Genomic DNA, 20,754 nt, shown 5'->3' with positions numbered 1-20,754 from the left:
TCTACTAGTTTCCCACAAAGTGAGGAAATTTGTCAAGCTTCAAGTAAAAAGAGCCTGAAATTTATTTTCAGGACTCTTCGTGTTATTTAATTTTCTCTTCTTCGTAGTCGCCATTACTACACACAATCTGTTTGCCACCACCACGGACTTTCTTCTCCATAAGGAAGTGACTACATTTTGGACAATCACGTCCAATTGGTTTATCCCAGGAAGTAAATTCACATTCTGGGTAGCGATTGCAACCATAGAAGATACGATTGCGCTTGGTTTTGCGTTCGATGATTTGACCTTGATGGCAGCTTGGACACTCGACTCCAATCTCTTTGACAATTGCTTGTGTGTGACGGCAGTCTGGGAAATTACTACAAGCATAGAATTTACCAAAACGACCGAGCTTAATCACCATCGGACTGCCACAAACTTCACAGTCAAATCCAGCTGGCTCATCCTTGATCTGGATTTTTTCCATTTCGGATTCAGCCTTGGCTACCTCTTTAGAGAATGGTTTATAAAATTCATCAATGACACGTTGCCACTGCTCTTTTCCAACTTCGACATCATCCAATTTTCCTTCCATCTCAGCTGTGAAGGTCACATTTACGATATCTGGGAAATATTCAACAATGAGTTTATTAACAATTTCTCCCAACTCTGTTGGTTCAAAACGTTTTGCTGCCAGACGAACGTAGTAACGTTTTTGGATGGTTTCAATGGTTGGAGCGTAGGTTGAAGGACGTCCAACACCATTTTCTTCCAAGGTCTTGATAAGGGTCGCTTCCGAATAGCGAGCTGGCGGTTGGGTGAAATGTTGTTCGGGCTTGCTATTAACCTGCTTAACTACATCTCCAACAGCCATATCTGGCAACATCTTGTTCTTATCTGAGTCATTGTAGATAGCAAGATACCCATCAAACTTAACCTGGCTTCCATTTGCCGCGAATTGGACTCCATTTTGAGAGAGTTTGACAGCCATGGTATCAAAGATAGCTCCCGTCATCTGGCTTGCCACAAAACGGTTCCAGATAAGGGTATAGAGTTTGAGCTGGTCTTTGTCCAAGTACTTAGCGATGCTTTCTGGTGTATTAAAGACACTTGAAGGACGAATGGCTTCGTGGGCATCTTGAGCACCTGAGGCATTCTTGACCTTGCTACCATGCTTGGAATACTTGCTACCAAAACGATCGTTGATGTAGCTTGCCGCTTCATTCTGAGCCACAGGACTGATACGAGTAGAGTCTGTACGCATATAGGTAATCAAACCTTGCACGCCTGTACCGATATTAATCCCTTCATAAAGCTGTTGGGCAACCATCATGGTCTTACGAGTACGGAAATTGATTTTGTTGGCAGCGTCCATCTGCATAGTTGAGGTCGTATAAGGTAGGGGCGCATTGCGTTTGCGCTCCTTCTTATCTACCTGATCCACTGTAAAATCTTTGCTCGATAGATGGGACAAGACTTCTTTGACCTCTTCATTGGTGGTCAATTTCATCTTTTTACCATTCATACCATAGAAAGAAGCTTGAAATTGCTTGGTTCCCTTCTTAAAGACACCATCAATTGTCCAGTATTCTTCTGGTTGGAAGGCATTGATTTCATTTTCACGATCAATGATGAGCTTAAGGGCAACAGACTGCACGCGCCCTGCTGATAAGCCCTTCTTGACCTTTTTCCACAAAATTGGTGAAATCGAATAGCCTACCAAGCGGTCCAAGACACGACGAGCTTGTTGGGCATCGACCAAGTCCATATCAATCTTGCGAGGTTCTTTAAAGGCATTTTTCACTGCGTCCTTGGTGATTTCATTAAAGACCACACGGTTGGCATCATTCTCATCCAAGTCAAGGATATGAGCCAAATGCCAGGAAATTGCTTCTCCTTCACGGTCCGGGTCACTTGCCAGAAAGACTTTATTGGCCTTTTTGGCTTCCTTTTTCAAATCATTGATCAGAGGACCTTTGCCTCGGATATTGATATACTGGGGTTCATAGTTATTTTCAATGTCGACCGACATACTGGATTTTTTCAAATCACGGATATGTCCGACACTAGCTAAAACCTTGTAATTTCTGCCTAGATACTTCTCAATCGTTTTCGCCTTGGCAGGAGACTCTACGATGACTAGATTTTTTTTAACTGTTGATTTTTTCTTCTTTGTTGCCGTAGCCACACTATCACACCTTTTCAAAGTAATAAACTTTATAAAGTGTAAACCATTTTTCTATAGCTGTCAAGACCTAAGTCATATATATAGAAGAAAAGTTTATCTGAATGAACAATTTCTCCTTAAAATTCAAACTCTGCCAACACATCTTGACCACTTGTGACCAGTTTTGCTCCTTCTTGGATCAAGTGGTGGCAACCATCTGAATGGCCATCAAGAATGTTCCCTGGAATAGCAAAGACATCGCGTCCTTCCTCCATCGCGCGTTCACAGGTAATGAGACTCCCAGAGCGCATCCTTGCCTCTGCTACTATAACTCCACGACACAATCCTGCAATGATACGATTACGAGCTGGAAAGTGAAATTTCAAGGGTTCTTCACCTGGACCGTACTCACTTAGCACCAGATGATGATTTCCAATGTGTTCCTGCAAACGTTTATTGGCGCGGGGATAGAAAACATCCAATCCTGTTCCAATGACAGCAATTGTTCTTCCTCCATTCTGGAGTGTAGCCATATGGGCAGCTGTATCAATCCCTTTGGCTAAACCACTGACCACGATTAACTCGTTTTCTAAACCTTGGATAATTTTCTGGACTGACTTAGCTCCTTGGCTCGAACAAGAACGACTCCCCACAACAGCAACCTTGGGAAATTTCAATAAGTCCAGATTCCCTTTGTAAAACAAGAGCACTGGAGCATCATAAATCTCACTCAGATCCCAAGGATAACAGTCATCAAGAATAGAAAAGGATGGAAATTTCTGAAACTCCTTCTCCAACTGTGCATCATCTATCTGGAAATAGCGTTCCATAAAGACTGCAGGATTACGACACCCAGATATTTCTGCAATCTCACCTAGCAAGAGCTCCTGATCTACAGTCTCATCGTATTCAAGGACAGTTAAAATCTGTTGATTGGTCAAACCTGCTTTTCTTAATTTGTAAATATCATAGTTTGTAATCTTCATAAACATCTCCATTTCTTCTTTTCTACTCATCTATCTATTCGTAAAAAAAATAAAAAGAAGACCAAGAATCTTCTTTTTTTCTTTTATTCAGATTTAGTAGTTGACCAGCTACTTTCAACCATCGGTAAGATTGTTTTTAAAGTTTCCCCATCCCCTTCAAGTGAAACATAGCGGATTTTACCATCATTTGATCGGAAGACCCAGGTAACGAGGTATTTCCCTGACTTAGCAATTGCATTGACAACATAGGCTTCATAGCCTCCAATGGTCGATTTGGAGCCCCAAACCTTACTGAAATCAGAGCTTTGTTCTTTGGAAGTTAAAATACTAGATGAGACAGTCACAACATCCAGTTTAGCATATTCTTCTTCGCTGATATTGAACTGCTCAGCCTTAAAGGTATTCAGCGTAACAATGTTGATATCTGTTCCATCACAATACTGTATATCATTTCCACCTTCTACTTCATGGAATCGAACCCATGATTTGGGTACCTTGACAAATCCATATTCATTCGAACCGATGATTTGCGTCTCTTCCTTTTTCGCTTCAGAAACAGCAGAACTAGTGCTATTCGTTTCCTGACTTCTTGAAGAACTAACAACCGCAGTCGAACTTTCTTCGGTTGCTGTTTGCGATTTATTAGAGCATGAAGCTAGAAAAACACTAGCAGTAACTACAGTACCTAAAATTAATAATTTTTTCATCCTACCACCTTTCCATCTGCATTATAAGAAAAATAGGGACTTCTGTCAAATTCTAACCTGATCTATTCTGTTAGCTTCCGATTTTATCACTCTCATTTAAAGCAAAAACTCTTGAAAAATCTTCAAGAGTTTTTTTATTTCTATTCTTCATCCATGCTCAAGACGCTAAGGAAGGCTTCTTGTGGGACTTCTACTGATCCGATAGCTTTCATGCGTTTCTTACCAGCTTTTTGTTTTTCAAGGAGTTTGCGTTTACGAGAAACGTCACCACCGTAACACTTGGCAAGTACGTTCTTACGAAGGGCCTTGATATCAGTACGAGCCACGATTTTGTGCCCAATAGCTGCTTGAATCGGCACCTCAAATTGTTGACGAGGGATGATTTTCTTGAGCTTATCCACGATGAGTTTCCCACGTTCGTAGGCAAAGTCCTTGTGAACGATAAAGCTGAGGGCATCCACCTTGTCTCCATTGAGAAGAATATCCATTTTGACCAGTTTAGATGGGCGATACTCTGACAATTCGTAGTCAAAGCTTGCATAACCACGTGTCGAAGACTTGAGCTTATCAAAAAAGTCAAAGACGATTTCAGCAAGTGGAATTTGATAGATAACATTGACACGATTATCATCAATATAGTCCATGGTCACAAAATCCCCACGCTTGCGCTGAGCCAGTTCCATCACTGCTCCGACAAACTCCTGCGGTACCATGATTTGCGCCTTGACATACGGTTCTTCAATAGTCGCAATCTTGGTTGGATCTGGAAATTCAGAGGGGTTAGACACATCCATAGATTCACCGTCAGTTTGGTTAACCTTATAGATAACAGATGGAGCTGTCATGATGAGGTCAATGTTGAACTCACGCTCTAAACGCTCTTGGATAACATCCATATGGAGAAGTCCAAGGAATCCACAACGGAAACCAAATCCAAGGGCCTGAGATGTTTCTGGTTCAAACTGCAGGCTGGCATCGTTGAGCTGCAATTTTTCAAGGGCTTCACGAAGGTCATTGTACTTGTTTGATTCGATTGGATAAAGACCTGCAAAGACCATAGGATTCATCTGCTTATAGCCATCCAATGGCTCTGCGGCAGGATTGCTTGCTAGGGTCACTGTATCTCCGACACGCGTGTCTTGAACCGTCTTGATGGAAGCCGCAATATAACCAACGTCACCAGTCGCAAGAAAATCACGACCAACTGCTTTCGGCGTGAAAATACCGACCTCCGTCACATCAAAGGTCTTGCCATTGCTCATGAGCTGAATCTTATCGCCAGGTTTAACCACTCCGTCCATAACACGCACTTGGAGGATAACCCCACGATAGGCATCATAAACTGAGTCGAAAATCAAGGCTTTTAATGGAGCTGCAACATCACCCGTTGGTGCTGGCACTTTTTCAACGATCTGCTCAAGAATTTCTTCAATACCAATACCAGCTTTGGCTGAAGCTAAGACTGCTTCGCTGGCATCCAGTCCGATGACATCCTCAATCTCTGTACGAACACGCTCTGGATCAGCTGCTGGAAGGTCAATCTTGTTAATGACTGGCAGAATTTCCAAATCATTGTCCAAGGCTAGATAAACGTTAGCAAGAGTTTGAGCTTCAATCCCTTGAGCCGCATCAACCACCAAAATCGCTCCTTCACAGGCAGCTAGCGAACGCGACACTTCATAGGTAAAGTCCACGTGTCCTGGTGTATCAATCAAGTGGAAAATATAGGTTTCGCCATCTTTTGCAGTGTAATTGAGCTCAATGGCATTGAGTTTAATGGTAATCCCACGTTCACGCTCAAGATCCATACTATCTAGAAGTTGGGCTTGCATTTCACGACTAGAAACGGTCTCCGTCTTTTCCAAAATGCGGTCTGCTAGGGTTGATTTCCCATGGTCAATATGGGCGATAATAGAGAAGTTCCGAATCTTCTCCTGTCGTTTCTTCAATTCTTCTAAGTTCATGATGCTCTTCCTTTCAGGGTATCTATTAATTATAAATTGTTTTTAACATTTTGACAAGACCATACCCTGCTAGGAGTACTAATCTTCGGCAATAAAACCATCATTTTCGATAAAGTGGTGTTCGGTCATTCCTTGGTCTGTAAAGACGATTCCATGAAGGACACCACCATAAACAGCTCCTCCATCCATGCCAATCTTGCCATCTTCTGTCATCCAAAGCTCAGCAGTACCTCGGTCTTGCTTTAGCAAACCATAAACTGGTGTATGCCCAAAGACAATGATTTTCCCAGTATGATTTTCGGCTTCGTGGAATGGCTTTCTGAGCCAGACTTTCTTGTAATCAGTCGTTTCATGCCAATCATCCAAGGTCAAATCAATACCTGCGTGAACAAAGATATATTTGTCTGTCTCTACCACAAATGGCATTTGACGAATAAATTCGACCAAGTCTGCCGCTTCAGTCGCAACACGCTTGGCATCTTCTACGCCATCAACTGGTGCATCCAAGGGACGACCTAAAATTGAGTTAATGGTTGTATCACCACCATTGCGACGATAATGGTCATAGCTTTCTTCTGGGTCATCAAGCCAAGTCAGAAACATATACTCATGGTTACCTGATAAACAAATAGCTCCTTGATTGTCGACCAAGTCTTTGACCATCTCTAGAACACGGCGACTGTCTTCACCTCGGTCAATCAAATCCCCTAGAAAGAGCAACTGAGTTTGACCATCCCAGGTCTTGAGCAGATCTTCTAGCATACCTGCCTTTCCGTGAACATCTCCAATTACATAATAGTCTGTCATTTATTTCATCCTCGTTTGCAATAATTCTCTGGCTTGGGTAAGGGCAGCTTCGGTTACATTTTCCCCAGCCAACATCTTAGCTACTTCCTCTACTCGCTCTTCTAAAGTCAAAAGGCGAACCGTCGACACCGTTGAGTGCTCATCGCTAATCTTCTCAATAAAGAATTGATAATCCGCGATGGCAATCACTTGTGGAAGGTGAGAAATAGCAAGAACCTGACCATGCTGACCAATCTTATGAATCTTTTGAGCAATGGCTTGGGCCACACGACCTGAAACTCCCGTATCCACCTCATCAAAGACAATACTAGTCTTACCTTCTTTGCGAGAAAAGGCGGATTTAATAGCTAGCATGAGGCGGGATAATTCCCCACCAGATGCAACTTTGACCAAAGGCTTAAAGTCCTCACCTGGGTTGGTGGAAATGTAAAATTCGACTGCTTCATTTCCTTCACGGCTGAACTTACTCTTACTAAAGCGAACCTGAAATTGAGCCTTCTCCATATAGAGATCTTGCAGTTCTTGTTTAATCTCTGCCTCAAGCTGCTGGGCCAAATCATGGCGAGCAGATGCAAGCTGACCTGCCAAATCAACAAGATTAACTTCCAATTTCTTGAGTTCTGCTTCCATATCTTCGGAAGAAAGATTATTTCCAGTCAAGAGATTGTACTCTTCCGTAATCTTGGCAAAATAAAGCAAAACATCGTCCACAGTTCCACCGTACTTGCGTGTAATAGTATTTATAAGGTCTAAGCGATTTTCAACCTGCATGAGACGATTGCCATCAAAATCCAAGTCCTCAATAATATCTTCCAAACGCTTTGTAATATCTTCTAAAACATAGTAGGTCTCAGACAGAGAACTTGAAATTTCACGGTATTCAGGGTCGTATTCTTCAACACTTTCCATGTCATTCATGGCTGAACGGACATTAGCAAGACTGGAGAATTCCTCATTGTCCAGCATACTGTAGGCATTGGTTAGCGTATCCGCAATATTCTTATGATTGAGGAGTTTATCTCGTTCTTGGTTGAGAGCCAAGTCTTCACCAGCATGTAAGTTCGCTGCCTCAATCTCTGCCATTTGAAATTCCAACATCTCAATACGAGCCTTATGTTCCTGCTGATTTTTCTTGACTTCCAAAACCTGCTTGCGCATTTTGCGATAGGCATCAAAGCTCGTCTGATAGGTCTCCTTCAAGTCCAAGAAAGCAGCATCACCAAACTCATCCAACATCTGGATGTGCAGTTGAGGACGCATTAACTCCTCTTGGTCATGCTGACCATGGATATCCACAAGGTGTTGCCCAATGGCACGCAAGACAGAAAGATTGACCATCTGGCCATTCACGCGACTAACACTACGACCATTTTGCAGAATTTCACGCCGGATGATGATCTCATCACCCAATTCTAAACCTTGCTCATCAAAAAGTTCCTGTAAAAGGCGACTATTTTCAACTGAGAAAAGCCCCTCAATCTCTGCTTTTGGCTCACCGTGACGAATAACGTCTGTCGTTGCACGAGCCCCCAACATGAGATTCATAGCGTCGATAATGATAGACTTTCCGGCACCCGTTTCCCCGGTCAAAACAGTCATACCCTTTTCAAAATTGAGGGAAATCGCCTCAATAATGGCAAAGTTTTTTATCGAAATTTCAAGTAACATACTGACCTACCATTTTTTGACTTGTTCAACAATTTCTTCAGCTTCCTCTGCTGTTCTAGCTACAATTAAGATAGAATCATCATCAGCTAGACAGCTAAAAATCTGTTCAGAGAATGCCTCAACCAACTGACTCTTCACAAAAATAGTATTTCCAGGAATGACAGCAAGGTTGATCATATTTCCCATTAACTCAGAACTCACAATATTGTCCTCAGCCAACTGCAAACTTTTGACGATTGATTTTGGCAACTCATAGATATAGGTGTTGTTCTTCAAAGGAATTTTAACAATCCCAAGCTCCTTGATGTCCCTTGAGACAGTGGCTTGAGTAGCAGAAATACCTGCTTCCTTCAAATGCTCAACAATTTCTTCCTGAGTCCCGATTTGATAATCCGTAACAAATCTTCTAATTTTTTCAAGTCTCTCTTTTTTATTCATCTTTAAATTCTCTATGTGCTCTCTCTACAACTTTTTCTATTTCAGGGGCAACTTGGTTACTTGCTCCCTCTTCCTTTTTCAAATATACCAGAAATTCGATGTTTCCATGTCCACCTTGGATTGGTGAATAGTCTAATCCAAGCACTGAAAAACCTTGTTCAACTGCCATAGCAGTGACAGATTCAAGGACAGTTTGATGAACCTTAGCATCTCGAATGATTCCATTTTTCCCAATCTGCTCACGACCTGCTTCAAACTGGGGTTTGACAAGTGCCACCACCTGACCTTGATCAGCCAAGACACGATGCAAAGCAGGCAAAATCAGACTGAGGGAAATGAAACTCACATCAATACTGGCAAAGCTTGGTTCCTGCTCAAAATCAGTCTTTTCAGCATAGCGGAAATTAAACTGCTCCATGCTAACAACCCGAGAATCTTGGCGCAGTTTCCATGCTAACTGATTGGTACCGACATCGACTGCAAAGACTAACTCAGCACCATTTTGCAACATGACATCAGTAAATCCTCCAGTGGAAGCCCCAATATCAATCGTGGTTGCTCCCTCGACTGACAAATCAAAGACCTCCAAGGCCTTCTCTAGTTTTAGACCACCTCGACTGACATACTTGAGTTTTTCACCCTTGAGTTTTAGTTCAGTATCATCTGGGATTTTTTCTCCTGGTTTATCAAAGCGTTCTCCATTAAGGACTGCTACGACTAGTCCAGCCATGACACCGCGCTTGGCCTGTTCTCGCGTTTCAAACAAGCCCTGTTTATAAGCTAGTACATCCACTCTTTCCTTAGCCATTGATTCTCAAACCTTCTACTATTTTCACAATCGGTGCTGTTTCAAAGGGAACCTGCTGGGCAATTTCTTCTAATTTAGCCTCGGCTTGATTCAGAGTTTGGTTACAAAAGGCAATGGCCTTTTCCAAGCCCAACAAGGCTGGATAGGTCGACTTTTCTGCCTGTAAATCCTTTTGCGGTGTCTTGCCGATTTCCTCAAAACTAGCTGTCACATCCAGTACATCATCTCGAACTTGAAAGGCAAGCCCAATCAATTCACCCACAGTTTTCAGTTTTACTTGGATTTCTGGTTCTAATTCAGCTATGATAGCGGCGGCTTGGAAAGGATAGGCTAGTAATTTTCCAGTTTTATTGGCATGAATGGTCTGGAGTTCTTCCAAAGACAAATGCTGGTGTTCGCCTTCCATATCTAAAACCTGACCTGCCACCATGCCTAGACTACCTGAAGCAAGGGATAAGTTGGCAATCAAATTCACCTTAATCCGACTTGGCAAATCTGCCTGCGCGATCAAGGCATAGGGATCTAGGAACAAGGCATCTCCTGCCAATATTGCCATTGCTTCGCCAAATTTCTTGTGATTGGTCAAGCGTCCCCGACGGTAATCATCATCATCCATGGCAGGAAGATCATCGTGAATCAAGCTCCCTGTATGAATCATTTCCAAGGCCGCAGCTACCTGTGCATGCGCTGGTCTAATAGCGACTTGCAAGGCTTCCAGAACTTCTAACAAGAGAAAAGGCCGAATTCTCTTGCCACCAGCATGAATGGAATAAAGAACGGACTCTCGCAAACTAGAGGCAAACTGCTGGTCTCCATAAAAATTTTCCAAAGCCGACTCAACAAGAGCTAATTTTTCTTGCTTCTTCATTCAAAATCACTTTCTGTTCCGTCTTCTTGCATGACCTTGACCAAGGTCTTTTCAGCCTTGTCCAGCGTCGCTTGGAGCTCTTTTGACAAAACCATGCCCTTTTGAAAGGCCGCAATCGCATCTTCTAGAGCGATTTCGCCATTTTCTAAACTTTGGACAATGGACTCAAGTTCTGCTAGATTATCCTCAAATTTCTTTTGTTTTGACATCTTTAACCTCTAATTCTACTTGACCATCTCGCATTAAAAGCGTCACTTGGTCATTTTTCTTCAAACTCTCAACCGAATCCACAACGGACTCTTCTTTTTTGACAATAGCATAGCCACGCGCCACAATTCGGCTCGTATCCAGCATCAGAAGAGCTTCCGAGAGTCGCTTGACCTCAGCAACCTTGGCATCATAAACCAGAGCTATTTGGCTACGGAGGAGCTTGTCCAACTGAGCAAGCCGATCCTGATAGCGTTGGATTTTGGGAACAGGTGATAATTGCACCAATTGGTGTGTCCTTGCTTGGACTAAATGTTTGCTATCAGAAATCCGTGTTCGCAAACTTTGTTTTAATCGCAGTTGCAGTTGATCCAACCGTTGCAAATATCCATCGTACAAGCGCTCTGGCTGTCTAAAGATGACTGACTGACTGCATTTTTTCAAAGCTTCTTGTTTCTTAGATAGGACATTTCGGACTGCTGTTGCCATCCGTTTTTCCTGATTTTGCAAATGGGTCAAAAGATCCAACTTGGTCACAGGCGTTGCCAATTCAGCCGCAGCTGTTGGCGTCGCAGCACGACGATCGGCCACAAAGTCTGCCAAGGTCACATCCGTCTCATGCCCAACACTAGAAATAACTGGCAAACGAGATTCAAAAATAGCCCGTACCACGATCTCTTCGTTAAAAGCCCAGAGATCCTCGATGGAACCCCCACCACGACCAATGATGAGGACATCTAGGTCCTCACGTTGATTGGCACGCGCAATATTCCGAGCTATTTCCTCAGCAGCTCCATCTCCTTGCACCTTGGTTGGATAGAGAAGGATATCGACACCAGGAAAACGTCTACTGACGGTTGTGATAATATCTCGAATAACAGCTCCACTGCGACTGGTTACCACACCGATTCGCTTAGCAAACTGGGGAAGAGGTTGCTTGAATCTCTCTTGAAATAGACCTTCTTCCGTCAATTTTTTCTTAAGTTGTTCAAACTGAATCGCTAGCGCCCCAACCCCATCAGGTTCAGCTTTTTCAATGATGATAGAGTAGCTACCGCTTGGTTCATAGACCTGCACACGCCCAATTACATTGATCTTCATTCCTTCTTCCAGGTCGAAACCTAATTTTTGATAAATCCCTGACCAGATGGTTGCTTGAATAACTGCATGGTCATCTTTCAAGGAGAAATATTGGTGAGTAGGTCGTTTACGAAAGTTGGAAACTTGACCAGTTAAATAGACCCGTTCCAAGTAAGGGTCTTTATCGAATTTCATTTTCAGATACTTGGTCAAAGTTGTTACCGATAAATACTTTTCCATCTCCACCTACTATTCATTTTCTTGCTTTTCCATGGGTATTATTATACCAAAAACATGCTTAAAAATCACCTTTTTCCTACTGAAACTAAAGGAAAAATAGAAAAAGGAGGCAAGGCCTCCTCATCTAATTATTTACTGTTTCGTGCTTCTTCCAAAATCTTTGCAATTTTTGTCGTCAAAAGGTCTATAGCAACGGTATTGCTGACTCCCTCAGGAATGACGATATCGGCATAACGCTTGGTCGGCTCGATAAACTGGTGGTACATGGGTTTGACCACGCCCAAATACTGCTCAATAACGCTGTCTAGACTACGGCCACGCTCCTCCATATCACGCTTGATACGACGAATAATACGCACATCATCATCTGTATCCACAAAAATCTTGATATCCATCAAATCGCGCAGACGCTTGTCCTCCAAGACCAGAATCCCCTCAACGATAAAGACATCCTGAGGCTCCTGACGATAGGTCTTGCTACTCCGCGTATGCTCTGTATAGTCATAAGTTGGAATGTCCACCGGACGTCCTGCCAACAATTCCTTAATCTGCTCGATCATCAAGTCTGTATCAAAGGCAAATGGATGGTCGTAGTTGGTTTTGACACGCTCTTCAAAGGTCAAGTGAGACTGATCCTTGTAGTATGAATCGTGCTCAATCATGGAAATCTTTTCATCAGGAAAGTGCGATAAAATGGCCCTAGAAACACTGGTTTTACCACCACCAGAACCACCTGTCACTCCGATAATGATTGGTCTATTTTGCATGCTATCCTCCGTTTTTTTATCCGTGGTCTATTCTATCACATTTTTTGCAAAATTTATAGTCTGATTTGGATAGTCTAGGGGAAACAAATCCATCCCCACACTCCAGTTAGACTAGCCCAAAACCTTCCTTGGTTTGTAGAAATTGTCTCGTTTTTCTAGAATGGCTAGCAATGTATCTCCTTCAAAGGCAGCTAATTCCTTATCTGACTGATCAAGCTCAATAAAACGACCAAAGCGCACTTCTGTAGCTTGTTCTGGAGTTAGGGTAACTTTAACAAGATCCCCCGTTCCAATCTCTAGAGGATGGAGAAAGTCCAACTGACCAGTCTCCACTTTTGCAGCAATTTCGTCCAAGGTAAGAGCATCTTCTAGCTGCAAACCGGCTGCACTCGTCCGTGTCAAATGGGACATATGGGCCGCATAACCCAGCTTCTCTCCCAAGTCAACAGACAAGGTACGGATATAAGACCCCTTACTGCATTTCACACGAAAGGTAAAACGCGCAAGTTCGCTCTCATAAGAAATCGGACTTGTCCGCTCAAATTGATAAATGGTCACCTGACGTTCTGGACGCTCCACTTCCTGACCAGCACGCGCATACTCATAGAGCTTGCGACCATTGACCTTGACAGCCGAGTACATCGGTGGAATCTGAGTGATAGGCCCAGTCAGCCTCGCAATCGCTTCATCGACAATGGTTTCATCCAAGGGAGACAAAACGGGTGTCTCTGCGACCACTTCTCCGCTGGCATCCTCAGTCGTCGTTGAATAACCAAGAGTGATTTCCCCCTCATAGACCTTACCCTCATCCTGCATAAATTCGACCATGCGGGTCGCCTTGCCAACCGCAATGGGCAAAACACCCACCACATCTGGATCCAAGGTCCCACCATGACCAATTTTCTTGGTTCCCAAAATCTTACGCAGTTTAAAAACCGCGTCATGCGAAGTCATCCCCGCTTCTTTTTTTAAGTTGATAATACCGTTCATTTTTGCTTTCTACTCCCCCTTCAGTGCTTCGAATTTCGCTTTCATGGTTGGGTTCTTACGAGTCAATTTTTACTGAGGCGTCGTCTACCTTTTATTCTCTTTTTTACAAATTTTAATTAACTATAATTCTTTGTAATTCCTCAATCTCTGGAGGAGGACAATTGTTCTGTTTTTGAATATGTTGTAATACATTTCGTCTTTCATCTAAAGATAATAATGGGAGTATACTTTTGATGCCATCTAGATAGAAAATATCATTCTCTATTTTATCAGTCTCCATTAATTTCAGAAACATTTTTTTCAACAAATCAAAATTGTTAAATTCTTCATGATTTAATTTATAATTCATCCCTCGTAAAGATAATTTCTGATTATAAGTTGTTACATAATCACTTAATTCCTCTATGAATAAAGCAAATCTATTTTCTTTAAGATTTTCATTATATAATAAATAAAAAATTGTCACCAGATAGTTCGCACTTGAGTCAGATTTGAATAATGCTCGCAACCATTCTTTAGAATATCTAAATTCATAGTCTTCTGTAAAAATGATATTTATCATTTGACTATAGTTATTCTTTGATATAGAAAACGAATCAATAGTTGGATCTACCCTCTCTAAAGCAACTAGATAAACTCTATCAAGAATTTGATTGTCCTCAATTTTTTTGTTTAGAATATCCCTTACTACATCTGTGAAAACATCCGCAGCTTCGACAGTAATTGTAGAATGATAATACGCAAATCCTAAAAAGGTGTTGTAAGTTACATTGATTCTGTTTGGATTGTATTCATTTAATAAAATACCTTGAGCAAACTCCCTATAATCGGTATCTGTTACTGAATTTATTATTTGAATAATTACATCTCTATAACTTGAATGATTTATAAATAATGATATTAAACATTGAAAATATGATCCCATTTCACTATTTATAAAATGAAGTATATCTAATTGTTTATTATCACCTTTTGGTGTTGAGAGTTCATTCACATTGATACTAAGTAATTTTTCAAAAATATCTATATCCGTATTTTGTTGTTTTATATGATATTCAAAAAATTTCCGATCGTTAGAATCAAAACTTTCTTTGTTAAATCTTTTTAAATATTTTCCTCTAACAATATTTCTCAAATTTTCTTCTATTTCAGGAGAACTGATAATTTTTACATATAATCTCTTATATTTTGGATATAAGTCATCTATATGATTTTTCAATAAATCAGAAACCTTTTTAGATATTTCATTTGATTCTTTTAGAACAGTAATCAAGAAATTTTCCGTTTCATTTATCGTCTTTTCTTCCAAAAATGAAGAACCTCTTTGTTCCTTTTCGGCGTTGACTAATATCTCTAATACTCTAGATTCATCATACTCTACAAGATTTTCTTGAGTTAAATATGAAAATTGTGAAACAAAACCTCCTTCTAGTGAAGATATCCAATTTCTATAAGGTTTTTTTGGTATTTCAATATTTTTTTCTCTAATAATACTTCTGTGTTCTTTGATAAAAGTGTTTAATTCCTCTCCAAAGTAAATATTTGAAAAATCAATTTTATCAATTAACCTCTTGATAAATTCTAAATCCAAATTAATTTCATTATCCAATTGAACAAGCAATTTTTGAATTAATATAGTACTTATTAAGTCTTCAGAATCACTTTCTAAAAACTCTTCCTCTTCAATAAATAATTTTTTGGACTTTAGAAGATCATAAAGAAATTTAACAACATCATACTCTTTTAATTGATACTCTATAGAGTAGTAATTATAACTTAAAAATTCTGGATTATTTAGTATGGACATTAATTTGTTAACACATTCGTAATTTAAGTTAACTTCTACTTCACTATCTTCCTCTATATATAAATCACGATTTTGCTGTTCAAAAGTACTTACTAGCCAGTAACCCAAAAGAGTTTTATCTTTATTAAAGTTAGAATTAACGATATATCCATCTTTGGATATAATTTCTCTCAGTTCATTAAGCTTATTATTATTTGTAAAACTAGAAATTTTATTATCTATCGCATAATTATAGACAAAGAATACATCATCTATAAAGTAATTTTGAGAGCCTTCATAAATTATTAGATAAATCACATCCCACTCATTATCACTTAACTTTTCAATATTCTTAACAATAAACTTCCAAAATGCAAGGACAAAACTTTTTTTAATTACTGTTAGAGTTTCACCCCGAAGCAGAGCATTTAACATTAGCTGATCTAGTTGATTATTATCATTTTCAATAACCTTATCTAAAACAGAGCTTAGATACTTAAAATCATTAGAAATACTATCTAGATTCTTATTATACTCTTCTTGATTTATAGAAGGATTCAAAAGATTGTTCCACTGATTATAAAAATCATGTGTGCCCAATTTTTCATTAATATCAGCAACTAATTTTTTTACAAAAAGAGGTAATTTCTCAAATTCATCTCCGTACCAAATAATCTGAGTATGATTTTCTGAGCTAAAAAATCCTTCAACAACACCTCTATAATGTTCATCAGCTCTCTGATTACCTGTGTTCTCTGACTTCATCAAGGCATAGTTCTTACTATCTTTACAAAGTAAAGATAAAATTTCATCTTCTTCAAGACCTGCTCCAATAAATAAAACAGTAGGTTTTGTCTCTTTAAACCATGTTACTAGATTTTCAAAATTTTCCCTATTTTTTAAATAGGTTTTTGAATAATCTGCGGATGAACTTACAAAATACTTTACATCACAATCTGGTGTTCCATGGATATGTAGAACATCACCAAATTGTAGCTTCCCATTCTTGTTCTTAGTAAATTCATTGAGATCATTAATAGTAACTACAGAATTTTTTAAACGTTTTATATGATTTTCAATTTCATAGTCGTAGTTAGAAGTAATAAATACTGCATTCAAACTTGCTAAAGATTCTACTGTTTGATTAACTATTGAATATGGTAATAGATTTTTAAAATATCCTTTTTCAAAATCTAGTCGTCGCTTTTCAAAATCTTCACCAAAAACTTTTTTTAATTCATAGTTTACAAGATCCACTTTACGTTTATTACTAATACTAGATTTGCTAATTAAATCAAAAACTACGTGATGTTCTCTTCCAAGCCTTTTTTCACCACTTACCGATAAAACTTGTCCTTGCCAATACTTAATAAGGTGTTCAATATAATTGTTCCAATTAGGATAACCTTGAGCAATTGAAACTCCTGCGCCAATAAAAATTACTAAGTTTAACTTTTTTATAGCCTCGGTTACATCATCTATCAAATTTTCATAATTAAGATTATCTTCCATAACTTATTTCCTCACTCCCCCTTCAGCGCTTCAAATTTCGCTTTCATAGTTGGATTTTTTCGGGTCAATTTTTTGACTGAAACATCTTCCAATTTGTTATTGGCGAGGCGGAGTTGGTTTTCGGATGTGGTTAGGAATTTCTTAACCTCTTCCATGCGTTTGATGGCCTTATCAATTTCGTCGATGGCTTTACCAAAGTTAGTTGAAGCCGAATTGTAGTTCTTGGCAAAGGCTAGTTTAAAGGCATCCAAATCTTCCTCAAAATGTGTAATATCGATATTTTGCTCTCGAACCAAGGCCAACTCTTGTTTGTATTTTAGGGAATTAAGCGCCGCATTTCGCAAGAGACCAATCAGCTGGATAAAGAACTGGGGACGAACCACATACATCTTTTCATACTCGTGGCTGACGTCAACAATTCCAGTGTTAAAGTAGTCATTATCTGCCTCAAGCATGGTCACTAAAACTGCATATTCACAATTTTTCTCCCGACGGTCCTTGTCCAATTCCTTATAAAAATCTGCATTCTTATGCTTCTTTTCTGTCCCGTCCGCTTCATTTTTCATCTCAAACATGATGGAAATGATTTCAATGCCATTTTCATCGCATTCACGGAAGATAAAATCTCCCTTAGATCCACGCGCAGAGAGCTGGTTATCCTTCTCAAAGTAGGCATTTGGAAAGGCAAAACTACGAACCTTGTTAAACTCACTCTCTGCATACTGTTCCAGGCTTTCACCGATAGCTTTTGTGGATTGTTGAGCTTTAAAATTCTTGTAAAACTCGACCTGTTCACTGGCTGCCTTGAGCTGAGCTTCGTAATTTTGCTTAACAGAAGCCAAAGATAACTCATTTTCCTTTTCCTGCAAGAGGAGCTGGTTTTTAACCTGATCACGCTCTCTTTCTAAATCAGAGAGAGTCTTTTGCAGTTGATTTTCATGCTCTAAACGCAATGTAGCCAATTGGTTTTCCAAGGCCTGTACTTCCTTGTCCTTTGCTAATAAGGCCTGGTGACTTGTCTGCTCAACTTCTTTCTTAGCTAACTCTTTCTCTGTATCAAAGTTTTGGATTTGACTCTGCAATTGCGCAATTTCTTGGTCCTTCTGAGCCAGTTTAGACTGTTGCTCATTCATGGCCTTTTGCTCAGCCAAGGCCAGCTCCTGCTTCATGCGATCGTGCAATTCCTTATCAAACTCAACAGTTCTCACTTGGGATAAAAGTTCGGCATACTGGCTCTCATTTACTGTAAAGACTTCCCCACAGTTGGGACATTTGATTTCGTTCATAACTTTCCTCTTTCTAGACTTCTGTAACCATTATATCATGCCTTAGGGAAAATCAAAAACAGCGAGTCGAAACCCACTGTTTATATCTGTTACTTTAAATTTTTTCCAAGGCCAAACGCAAATCTTCAATCAAATCCTCTACATTTTCAAGACCGATCGACAAGCGGATTTGGTTTGGTATGACACCTGCTGCTTCTAGATCTTTTTCTGACAACTGACCGTGAGTGGTTGTCGCAGGATGGACAACAAGAGATTTGGCATCTGCCACGTTTGCAAGGTCAGAGAAGATTTCCAAATTATCAATAACCTTGCGAGCTTCTGCCTCTCCGCCTTTAACATGGAAGGTAAAGATTGAACCAACACCTTTTGGCAAATATTTCTCAGCCAAGGCATGGTAAGGACTGTCAGCAAGTTTTGGATAATTTACCTTCTCTACCTTAGGATGATTGACAAGGAAATCAACAATTTTCTCTGCATTTTGCACATGGCGTTCAACACGAAGAGAGAGAGTTTCAAGCCCTTGAAGCAAGAGAAAGGCATTAAATGGCGACAAGGCAGCACCTGTATCACGGAGCAATTGAACACGAACAGCGATAATAAAGGCTGCTGCACCCACATCACGAGTATAGCTCAAGTTATGGTAACTTGGGTCTTCCTCAACAAATTGAGGGAACTTCCCTGAAGCTGCCCAGTCAAAACGACCACTATCGACAATCACTCCTCCAATAGTCGTACCATGTCCACCAATAAACTTAGTTGCTGAGTGAATGGCAATATCTACACCGTGAGAGAAGACGTTAATCAAATATGGTGTGGCAAAAGTATTGTCCGAAACGAGAGGAATCTGGTGTTTATGAGCAATCTCAGCCAATTTTTCCAAGTCAGGAATGTTAATCAAGGGATTCCCCAAGGTTTCAATCAAGACAAGCTTGGTATTGTCATTGATAGCTGCTTCTACTTCTTCCAAATTATCCACATCCACAAAAGTAGTTGTGATCCCATAACGAGGAAGGGTTTCCTTCAAGAGGTTGAAGGTCCCACCGTAAATAGTTGACGCCGCTACCACATGGTCACCTGCGTGAGCAAGCGCCAAAATAGTGTAGGTTACAGCAGCCATTCCTGATGCTGTCGCTAGTGCTCCAACACCACCTTCAAGAGCAGCGATTCTTTCTTCAAATGCCGCTGTTGTAGGGTTGGTAATACGAGTATAAATGTTCCCTGGTTTTCTCAAGGCAAACAAATCGGCACCTTCTTGCGTGTCATCAAAAACAAAGGATGTTGTTTGATAAATCGGTACTGCACGAGACTTGGTCGCTGGATCAACTACTTGCCCAGCATGTAATTGTAGAGTTTCAAATTTAAAATCACGAGTCATATGACGACCTCCAAATAGCTTCATTAGGGATATTGTATCATCTTGGGCTAGTCTTTTCCAATACCGTTTTTCTATATTTTGATATAAGGAACAACTATGACTAGTCTTACACATCAAACAAAAAAGCACGATTCACTCGTGCTCATTTCTTTAATCGACATAAGTATCTTCGTTTTTGTTGAGGAAGGCGTATGGTAAGCCCATCAAGAGACCCCCACCGATAAAGTTTCCGACAAAGGTTACACCCCAGTGACGAAGAATATTAGGAATGTCAAAGTTAGCAATTGAATCTGCTGCAACGCTGAACTTAACAATCGCAAAAGAAGCAAAGTTCGCAGCAATGTGTTCGTTTGTTAAGAATACAAACATGTAAATTGCTGATAAGACAAGCCAAAGTTTGGCCCCACCATCTTTCACCAAAACAAAGGAAAGAATGGCAATGTTTACAAAGATATTGGCTAAAATACCTTCAAGTAAGACTAGCTCATTGGAACGGCCTAACTTCATCTCTACAACTCCTGAAATGAAGCTATCATGTGTTAGATTTGCATAGGCTGCTGAGTGGGCAAAGCCCCAACCTGCTATCAAGGCTCCGATAAGGTTGAACAAAGTACAGTAAAGCAAAATCTCAGCTGTTTTTCTCCATGAGATTTTTTTCAAGAAACTACCAGCTGTCAAAAACATCATATTTGAAGTTACCAGTTCAGCATTCAAGAAAACAATGTAGGCTAATCCCCAAGCAAAAACGAATGGGAAGAGGAAGCGACCACTGCCTGGTGCGATTTTATTTATCAAGTCAGCACCAACTGCACCTGCAGCCGTACTAAATGTCAGAAAAGCACCTGCAAACATGGAACGAATCGCATACTTAAACTTGCTTTGGCTATAAAGACTTTCTTTCTTCTTGCAAGCAAATTCAATCTTTGAAATAAATTCTGAAGAGACCATAAAAAACTCCTAAACTTTTATTTGTGATAATTATAACATAATTCTTGTTTTCTAGAAAGCGTTTTCTGTAAAATTCTAAAATATTTATCTTAAGCCTTCTTATCCTTTTTCATACGAACTATTTTGATTCTATTTATTCATATAAAAAACCAGTGAAATGGCACTTCA

Annotated in this window: 17 protein-coding genes and 1 pseudogene; all 18 read right to left on the bottom strand. The window is 40.1% G+C overall.

Annotation, left to right across the window (positions count from 1 at the left end):
* Nucleotides 1-82: 82 nt before the first annotated feature.
* Nucleotides 83-2,170 carry a type I DNA topoisomerase gene (gene topA / locus M1F65_RS02030; protein WP_247925362.1) on the bottom strand — a complete coding sequence of 696 codons (2,088 nt, stop codon included), beginning with the start codon at nucleotides 2,168-2,170 and terminating at the stop codon, nucleotides 83-85.
* 116 nt (nucleotides 2,171-2,286) lie between these two features.
* Nucleotides 2,287-3,135 carry a DNA-processing protein DprA gene (gene dprA, locus M1F65_RS02025; protein WP_247925361.1) on the bottom strand — a complete coding sequence of 283 codons (849 nt, stop codon included), beginning with the start codon at nucleotides 3,133-3,135 and terminating at the stop codon, nucleotides 2,287-2,289.
* An 83-nt stretch (nucleotides 3,136-3,218) separates the two neighbouring features.
* Entirely contained in the window at nucleotides 3,219-3,842 is a 624-nt protein-coding gene (locus M1F65_RS02020) for a hypothetical protein (RefSeq protein ID WP_084859835.1), read from the bottom strand.
* A 140-nt stretch (nucleotides 3,843-3,982) separates the two neighbouring features.
* Entirely contained in the window at nucleotides 3,983-5,806 is a 1,824-nt protein-coding gene (lepA, locus tag M1F65_RS02015) for a translation elongation factor 4 (protein ID WP_001047193.1), read from the bottom strand.
* Nucleotides 5,807-5,884: 78 nt separating this feature from the next.
* Nucleotides 5,885-6,613, bottom strand: a complete 729-nt coding sequence (locus M1F65_RS02010) for a metallophosphoesterase family protein (RefSeq protein ID WP_000133347.1) — start codon at nucleotides 6,611-6,613, stop codon at nucleotides 5,885-5,887.
* The gene (gene recN, locus M1F65_RS02005; protein ID WP_247925360.1) at nucleotides 6,614-8,281 is read right to left on the bottom strand and encodes a DNA repair protein RecN; all 1,668 of its coding nucleotides are present in this window, start codon (nucleotides 8,279-8,281) and stop codon (nucleotides 6,614-6,616) included.
* 6 nt (nucleotides 8,282-8,287) lie between these two features.
* Nucleotides 8,288-8,719 carry an arginine repressor gene (locus tag M1F65_RS02000; RefSeq protein ID WP_247925359.1) on the bottom strand — a complete coding sequence of 144 codons (432 nt, stop codon included), beginning with the start codon at nucleotides 8,717-8,719 and terminating at the stop codon, nucleotides 8,288-8,290.
* Complete coding sequence (locus M1F65_RS01995) at nucleotides 8,712-9,527, bottom strand: TlyA family RNA methyltransferase (RefSeq protein WP_084944565.1); 816 nt, start codon at nucleotides 9,525-9,527, stop codon at nucleotides 8,712-8,714. The genes M1F65_RS02000 and M1F65_RS01995 overlap by 8 nt, the downstream gene beginning before the upstream one ends.
* Nucleotides 9,520-10,395: a polyprenyl synthetase family protein gene (locus M1F65_RS01990; protein WP_084944566.1), complete on the bottom strand. Its 876-nt coding sequence runs from the start codon at nucleotides 10,393-10,395 to the stop codon at nucleotides 9,520-9,522. The genes M1F65_RS01995 and M1F65_RS01990 overlap by 8 nt, the downstream gene beginning before the upstream one ends.
* Nucleotides 10,392-10,604 carry an exodeoxyribonuclease VII small subunit gene (locus M1F65_RS01985; protein WP_084944567.1) on the bottom strand — a complete coding sequence of 71 codons (213 nt, stop codon included), beginning with the start codon at nucleotides 10,602-10,604 and terminating at the stop codon, nucleotides 10,392-10,394. Before M1F65_RS01985 ends, M1F65_RS01990 begins: the two co-directional genes overlap by 4 nt.
* Nucleotides 10,582-11,922 carry an exodeoxyribonuclease VII large subunit gene (gene xseA / locus M1F65_RS01980; RefSeq protein ID WP_084944568.1) on the bottom strand — a complete coding sequence of 447 codons (1,341 nt, stop codon included), beginning with the start codon at nucleotides 11,920-11,922 and terminating at the stop codon, nucleotides 10,582-10,584. The genes M1F65_RS01985 and xseA overlap by 23 nt, the downstream gene beginning before the upstream one ends.
* Nucleotides 11,923-12,050: 128 nt before the next feature.
* Nucleotides 12,051-12,689 (bottom strand): uridine kinase, encoded by a 639-nt coding sequence (udk, locus tag M1F65_RS01975; protein WP_009730252.1) that lies wholly within the window; start codon nucleotides 12,687-12,689, stop codon nucleotides 12,051-12,053.
* Nucleotides 12,690-12,800: 111 nt separating this feature from the next.
* Complete coding sequence (gene truB / locus M1F65_RS01970) at nucleotides 12,801-13,679, bottom strand: tRNA pseudouridine(55) synthase TruB (RefSeq protein WP_247925358.1); 879 nt, start codon at nucleotides 13,677-13,679, stop codon at nucleotides 12,801-12,803.
* A 9-nt stretch (nucleotides 13,680-13,688) separates the two neighbouring features.
* A pseudogene (locus M1F65_RS10085) lies at nucleotides 13,689-13,770 on the bottom strand (DUF2130 domain-containing protein); the annotation flags it as partial.
* A gap of 21 nt (nucleotides 13,771-13,791) precedes the next feature.
* Nucleotides 13,792-16,977, bottom strand: a complete 3,186-nt coding sequence (locus tag M1F65_RS01965) for a hypothetical protein (protein ID WP_049479363.1) — start codon at nucleotides 16,975-16,977, stop codon at nucleotides 13,792-13,794.
* A gap of 11 nt (nucleotides 16,978-16,988) precedes the next feature.
* Nucleotides 16,989-18,263, bottom strand: a complete 1,275-nt coding sequence (locus M1F65_RS01960; protein ID WP_247925357.1) for a DUF2130 domain-containing protein — start codon at nucleotides 18,261-18,263, stop codon at nucleotides 16,989-16,991.
* Nucleotides 18,264-18,357: 94 nt separating this feature from the next.
* Nucleotides 18,358-19,638 carry an O-acetylhomoserine aminocarboxypropyltransferase/cysteine synthase family protein gene (locus M1F65_RS01955; RefSeq protein WP_084881772.1) on the bottom strand — a complete coding sequence of 427 codons (1,281 nt, stop codon included), beginning with the start codon at nucleotides 19,636-19,638 and terminating at the stop codon, nucleotides 18,358-18,360.
* A 150-nt stretch (nucleotides 19,639-19,788) separates the two neighbouring features.
* Complete coding sequence (locus M1F65_RS01950) at nucleotides 19,789-20,586, bottom strand: formate/nitrite transporter family protein (RefSeq protein WP_000254787.1); 798 nt, start codon at nucleotides 20,584-20,586, stop codon at nucleotides 19,789-19,791.
* Nucleotides 20,587-20,754: the final 168 nt, after the last annotated feature.

Source organism: Streptococcus oralis (assembly GCF_023109195.1).
Taxonomy (GTDB): Bacteria; Bacillota; Bacilli; order Lactobacillales; family Streptococcaceae; genus Streptococcus; species Streptococcus oralis_BV.
The sequence above is the reverse complement of the archived record's forward strand: the minus strand, read 5'-3'. Positions and strand labels throughout refer to the sequence as shown.

Excerpts from the sequence above, each read along its gene's own strand:
- dprA (WP_247925361.1), bottom strand. The coding sequence starts at position 3,135 with ATGAAGATTACAAACTATGATATTTACAAATTAAGAAAAGCAGGTTTG.
- lepA (WP_001047193.1), bottom strand. The coding sequence starts at position 5,806 with ATGAACTTAGAAGAATTGAAGAAACGACAGGAGAAGATTCGGAACTTC.
- M1F65_RS01950 (WP_000254787.1), bottom strand. The coding sequence starts at position 20,586 with ATGGTCTCTTCAGAATTTATTTCAAAGATTGAATTTGCTTGCAAGAAG.
- M1F65_RS02010 (WP_000133347.1), bottom strand. The coding sequence starts at position 6,613 with ATGACAGACTATTATGTAATTGGAGATGTTCACGGAAAGGCAGGTATG.
- recN (WP_247925360.1), bottom strand. The coding sequence starts at position 8,281 with ATGTTACTTGAAATTTCGATAAAAAACTTTGCCATTATTGAGGCGATT.
- udk (WP_009730252.1), bottom strand. The coding sequence starts at position 12,689 with ATGCAAAATAGACCAATCATTATCGGAGTGACAGGTGGTTCTGGTGGT.
- M1F65_RS01990 (WP_084944566.1), bottom strand. The coding sequence starts at position 10,395 with ATGAAGAAGCAAGAAAAATTAGCTCTTGTTGAGTCGGCTTTGGAAAAT.
- M1F65_RS01960 (WP_247925357.1), bottom strand. The coding sequence starts at position 18,263 with ATGAACGAAATCAAATGTCCCAACTGTGGGGAAGTCTTTACAGTAAAT.
- M1F65_RS02020 (WP_084859835.1), bottom strand. The coding sequence starts at position 3,842 with ATGAAAAAATTATTAATTTTAGGTACTGTAGTTACTGCTAGTGTTTTT.
- M1F65_RS02000 (WP_247925359.1), bottom strand. The coding sequence starts at position 8,719 with ATGAATAAAAAAGAGAGACTTGAAAAAATTAGAAGATTTGTTACGGAT.
- M1F65_RS01955 (WP_084881772.1), bottom strand. The coding sequence starts at position 19,638 with ATGACTCGTGATTTTAAATTTGAAACTCTACAATTACATGCTGGGCAA.
- M1F65_RS01995 (WP_084944565.1), bottom strand. The coding sequence starts at position 9,527 with ATGGCTAAGGAAAGAGTGGATGTACTAGCTTATAAACAGGGCTTGTTT.
- truB (WP_247925358.1), bottom strand. The coding sequence starts at position 13,679 with ATGAACGGTATTATCAACTTAAAAAAAGAAGCGGGGATGACTTCGCAT.
- M1F65_RS01985 (WP_084944567.1), bottom strand. The coding sequence starts at position 10,604 with ATGTCAAAACAAAAGAAATTTGAGGATAATCTAGCAGAACTTGAGTCC.
- M1F65_RS01965 (WP_049479363.1), bottom strand. The coding sequence starts at position 16,977 with ATGGAAGATAATCTTAATTATGAAAATTTGATAGATGATGTAACCGAG.
- xseA (WP_084944568.1), bottom strand. The coding sequence starts at position 11,922 with ATGGAAAAGTATTTATCGGTAACAACTTTGACCAAGTATCTGAAAATG.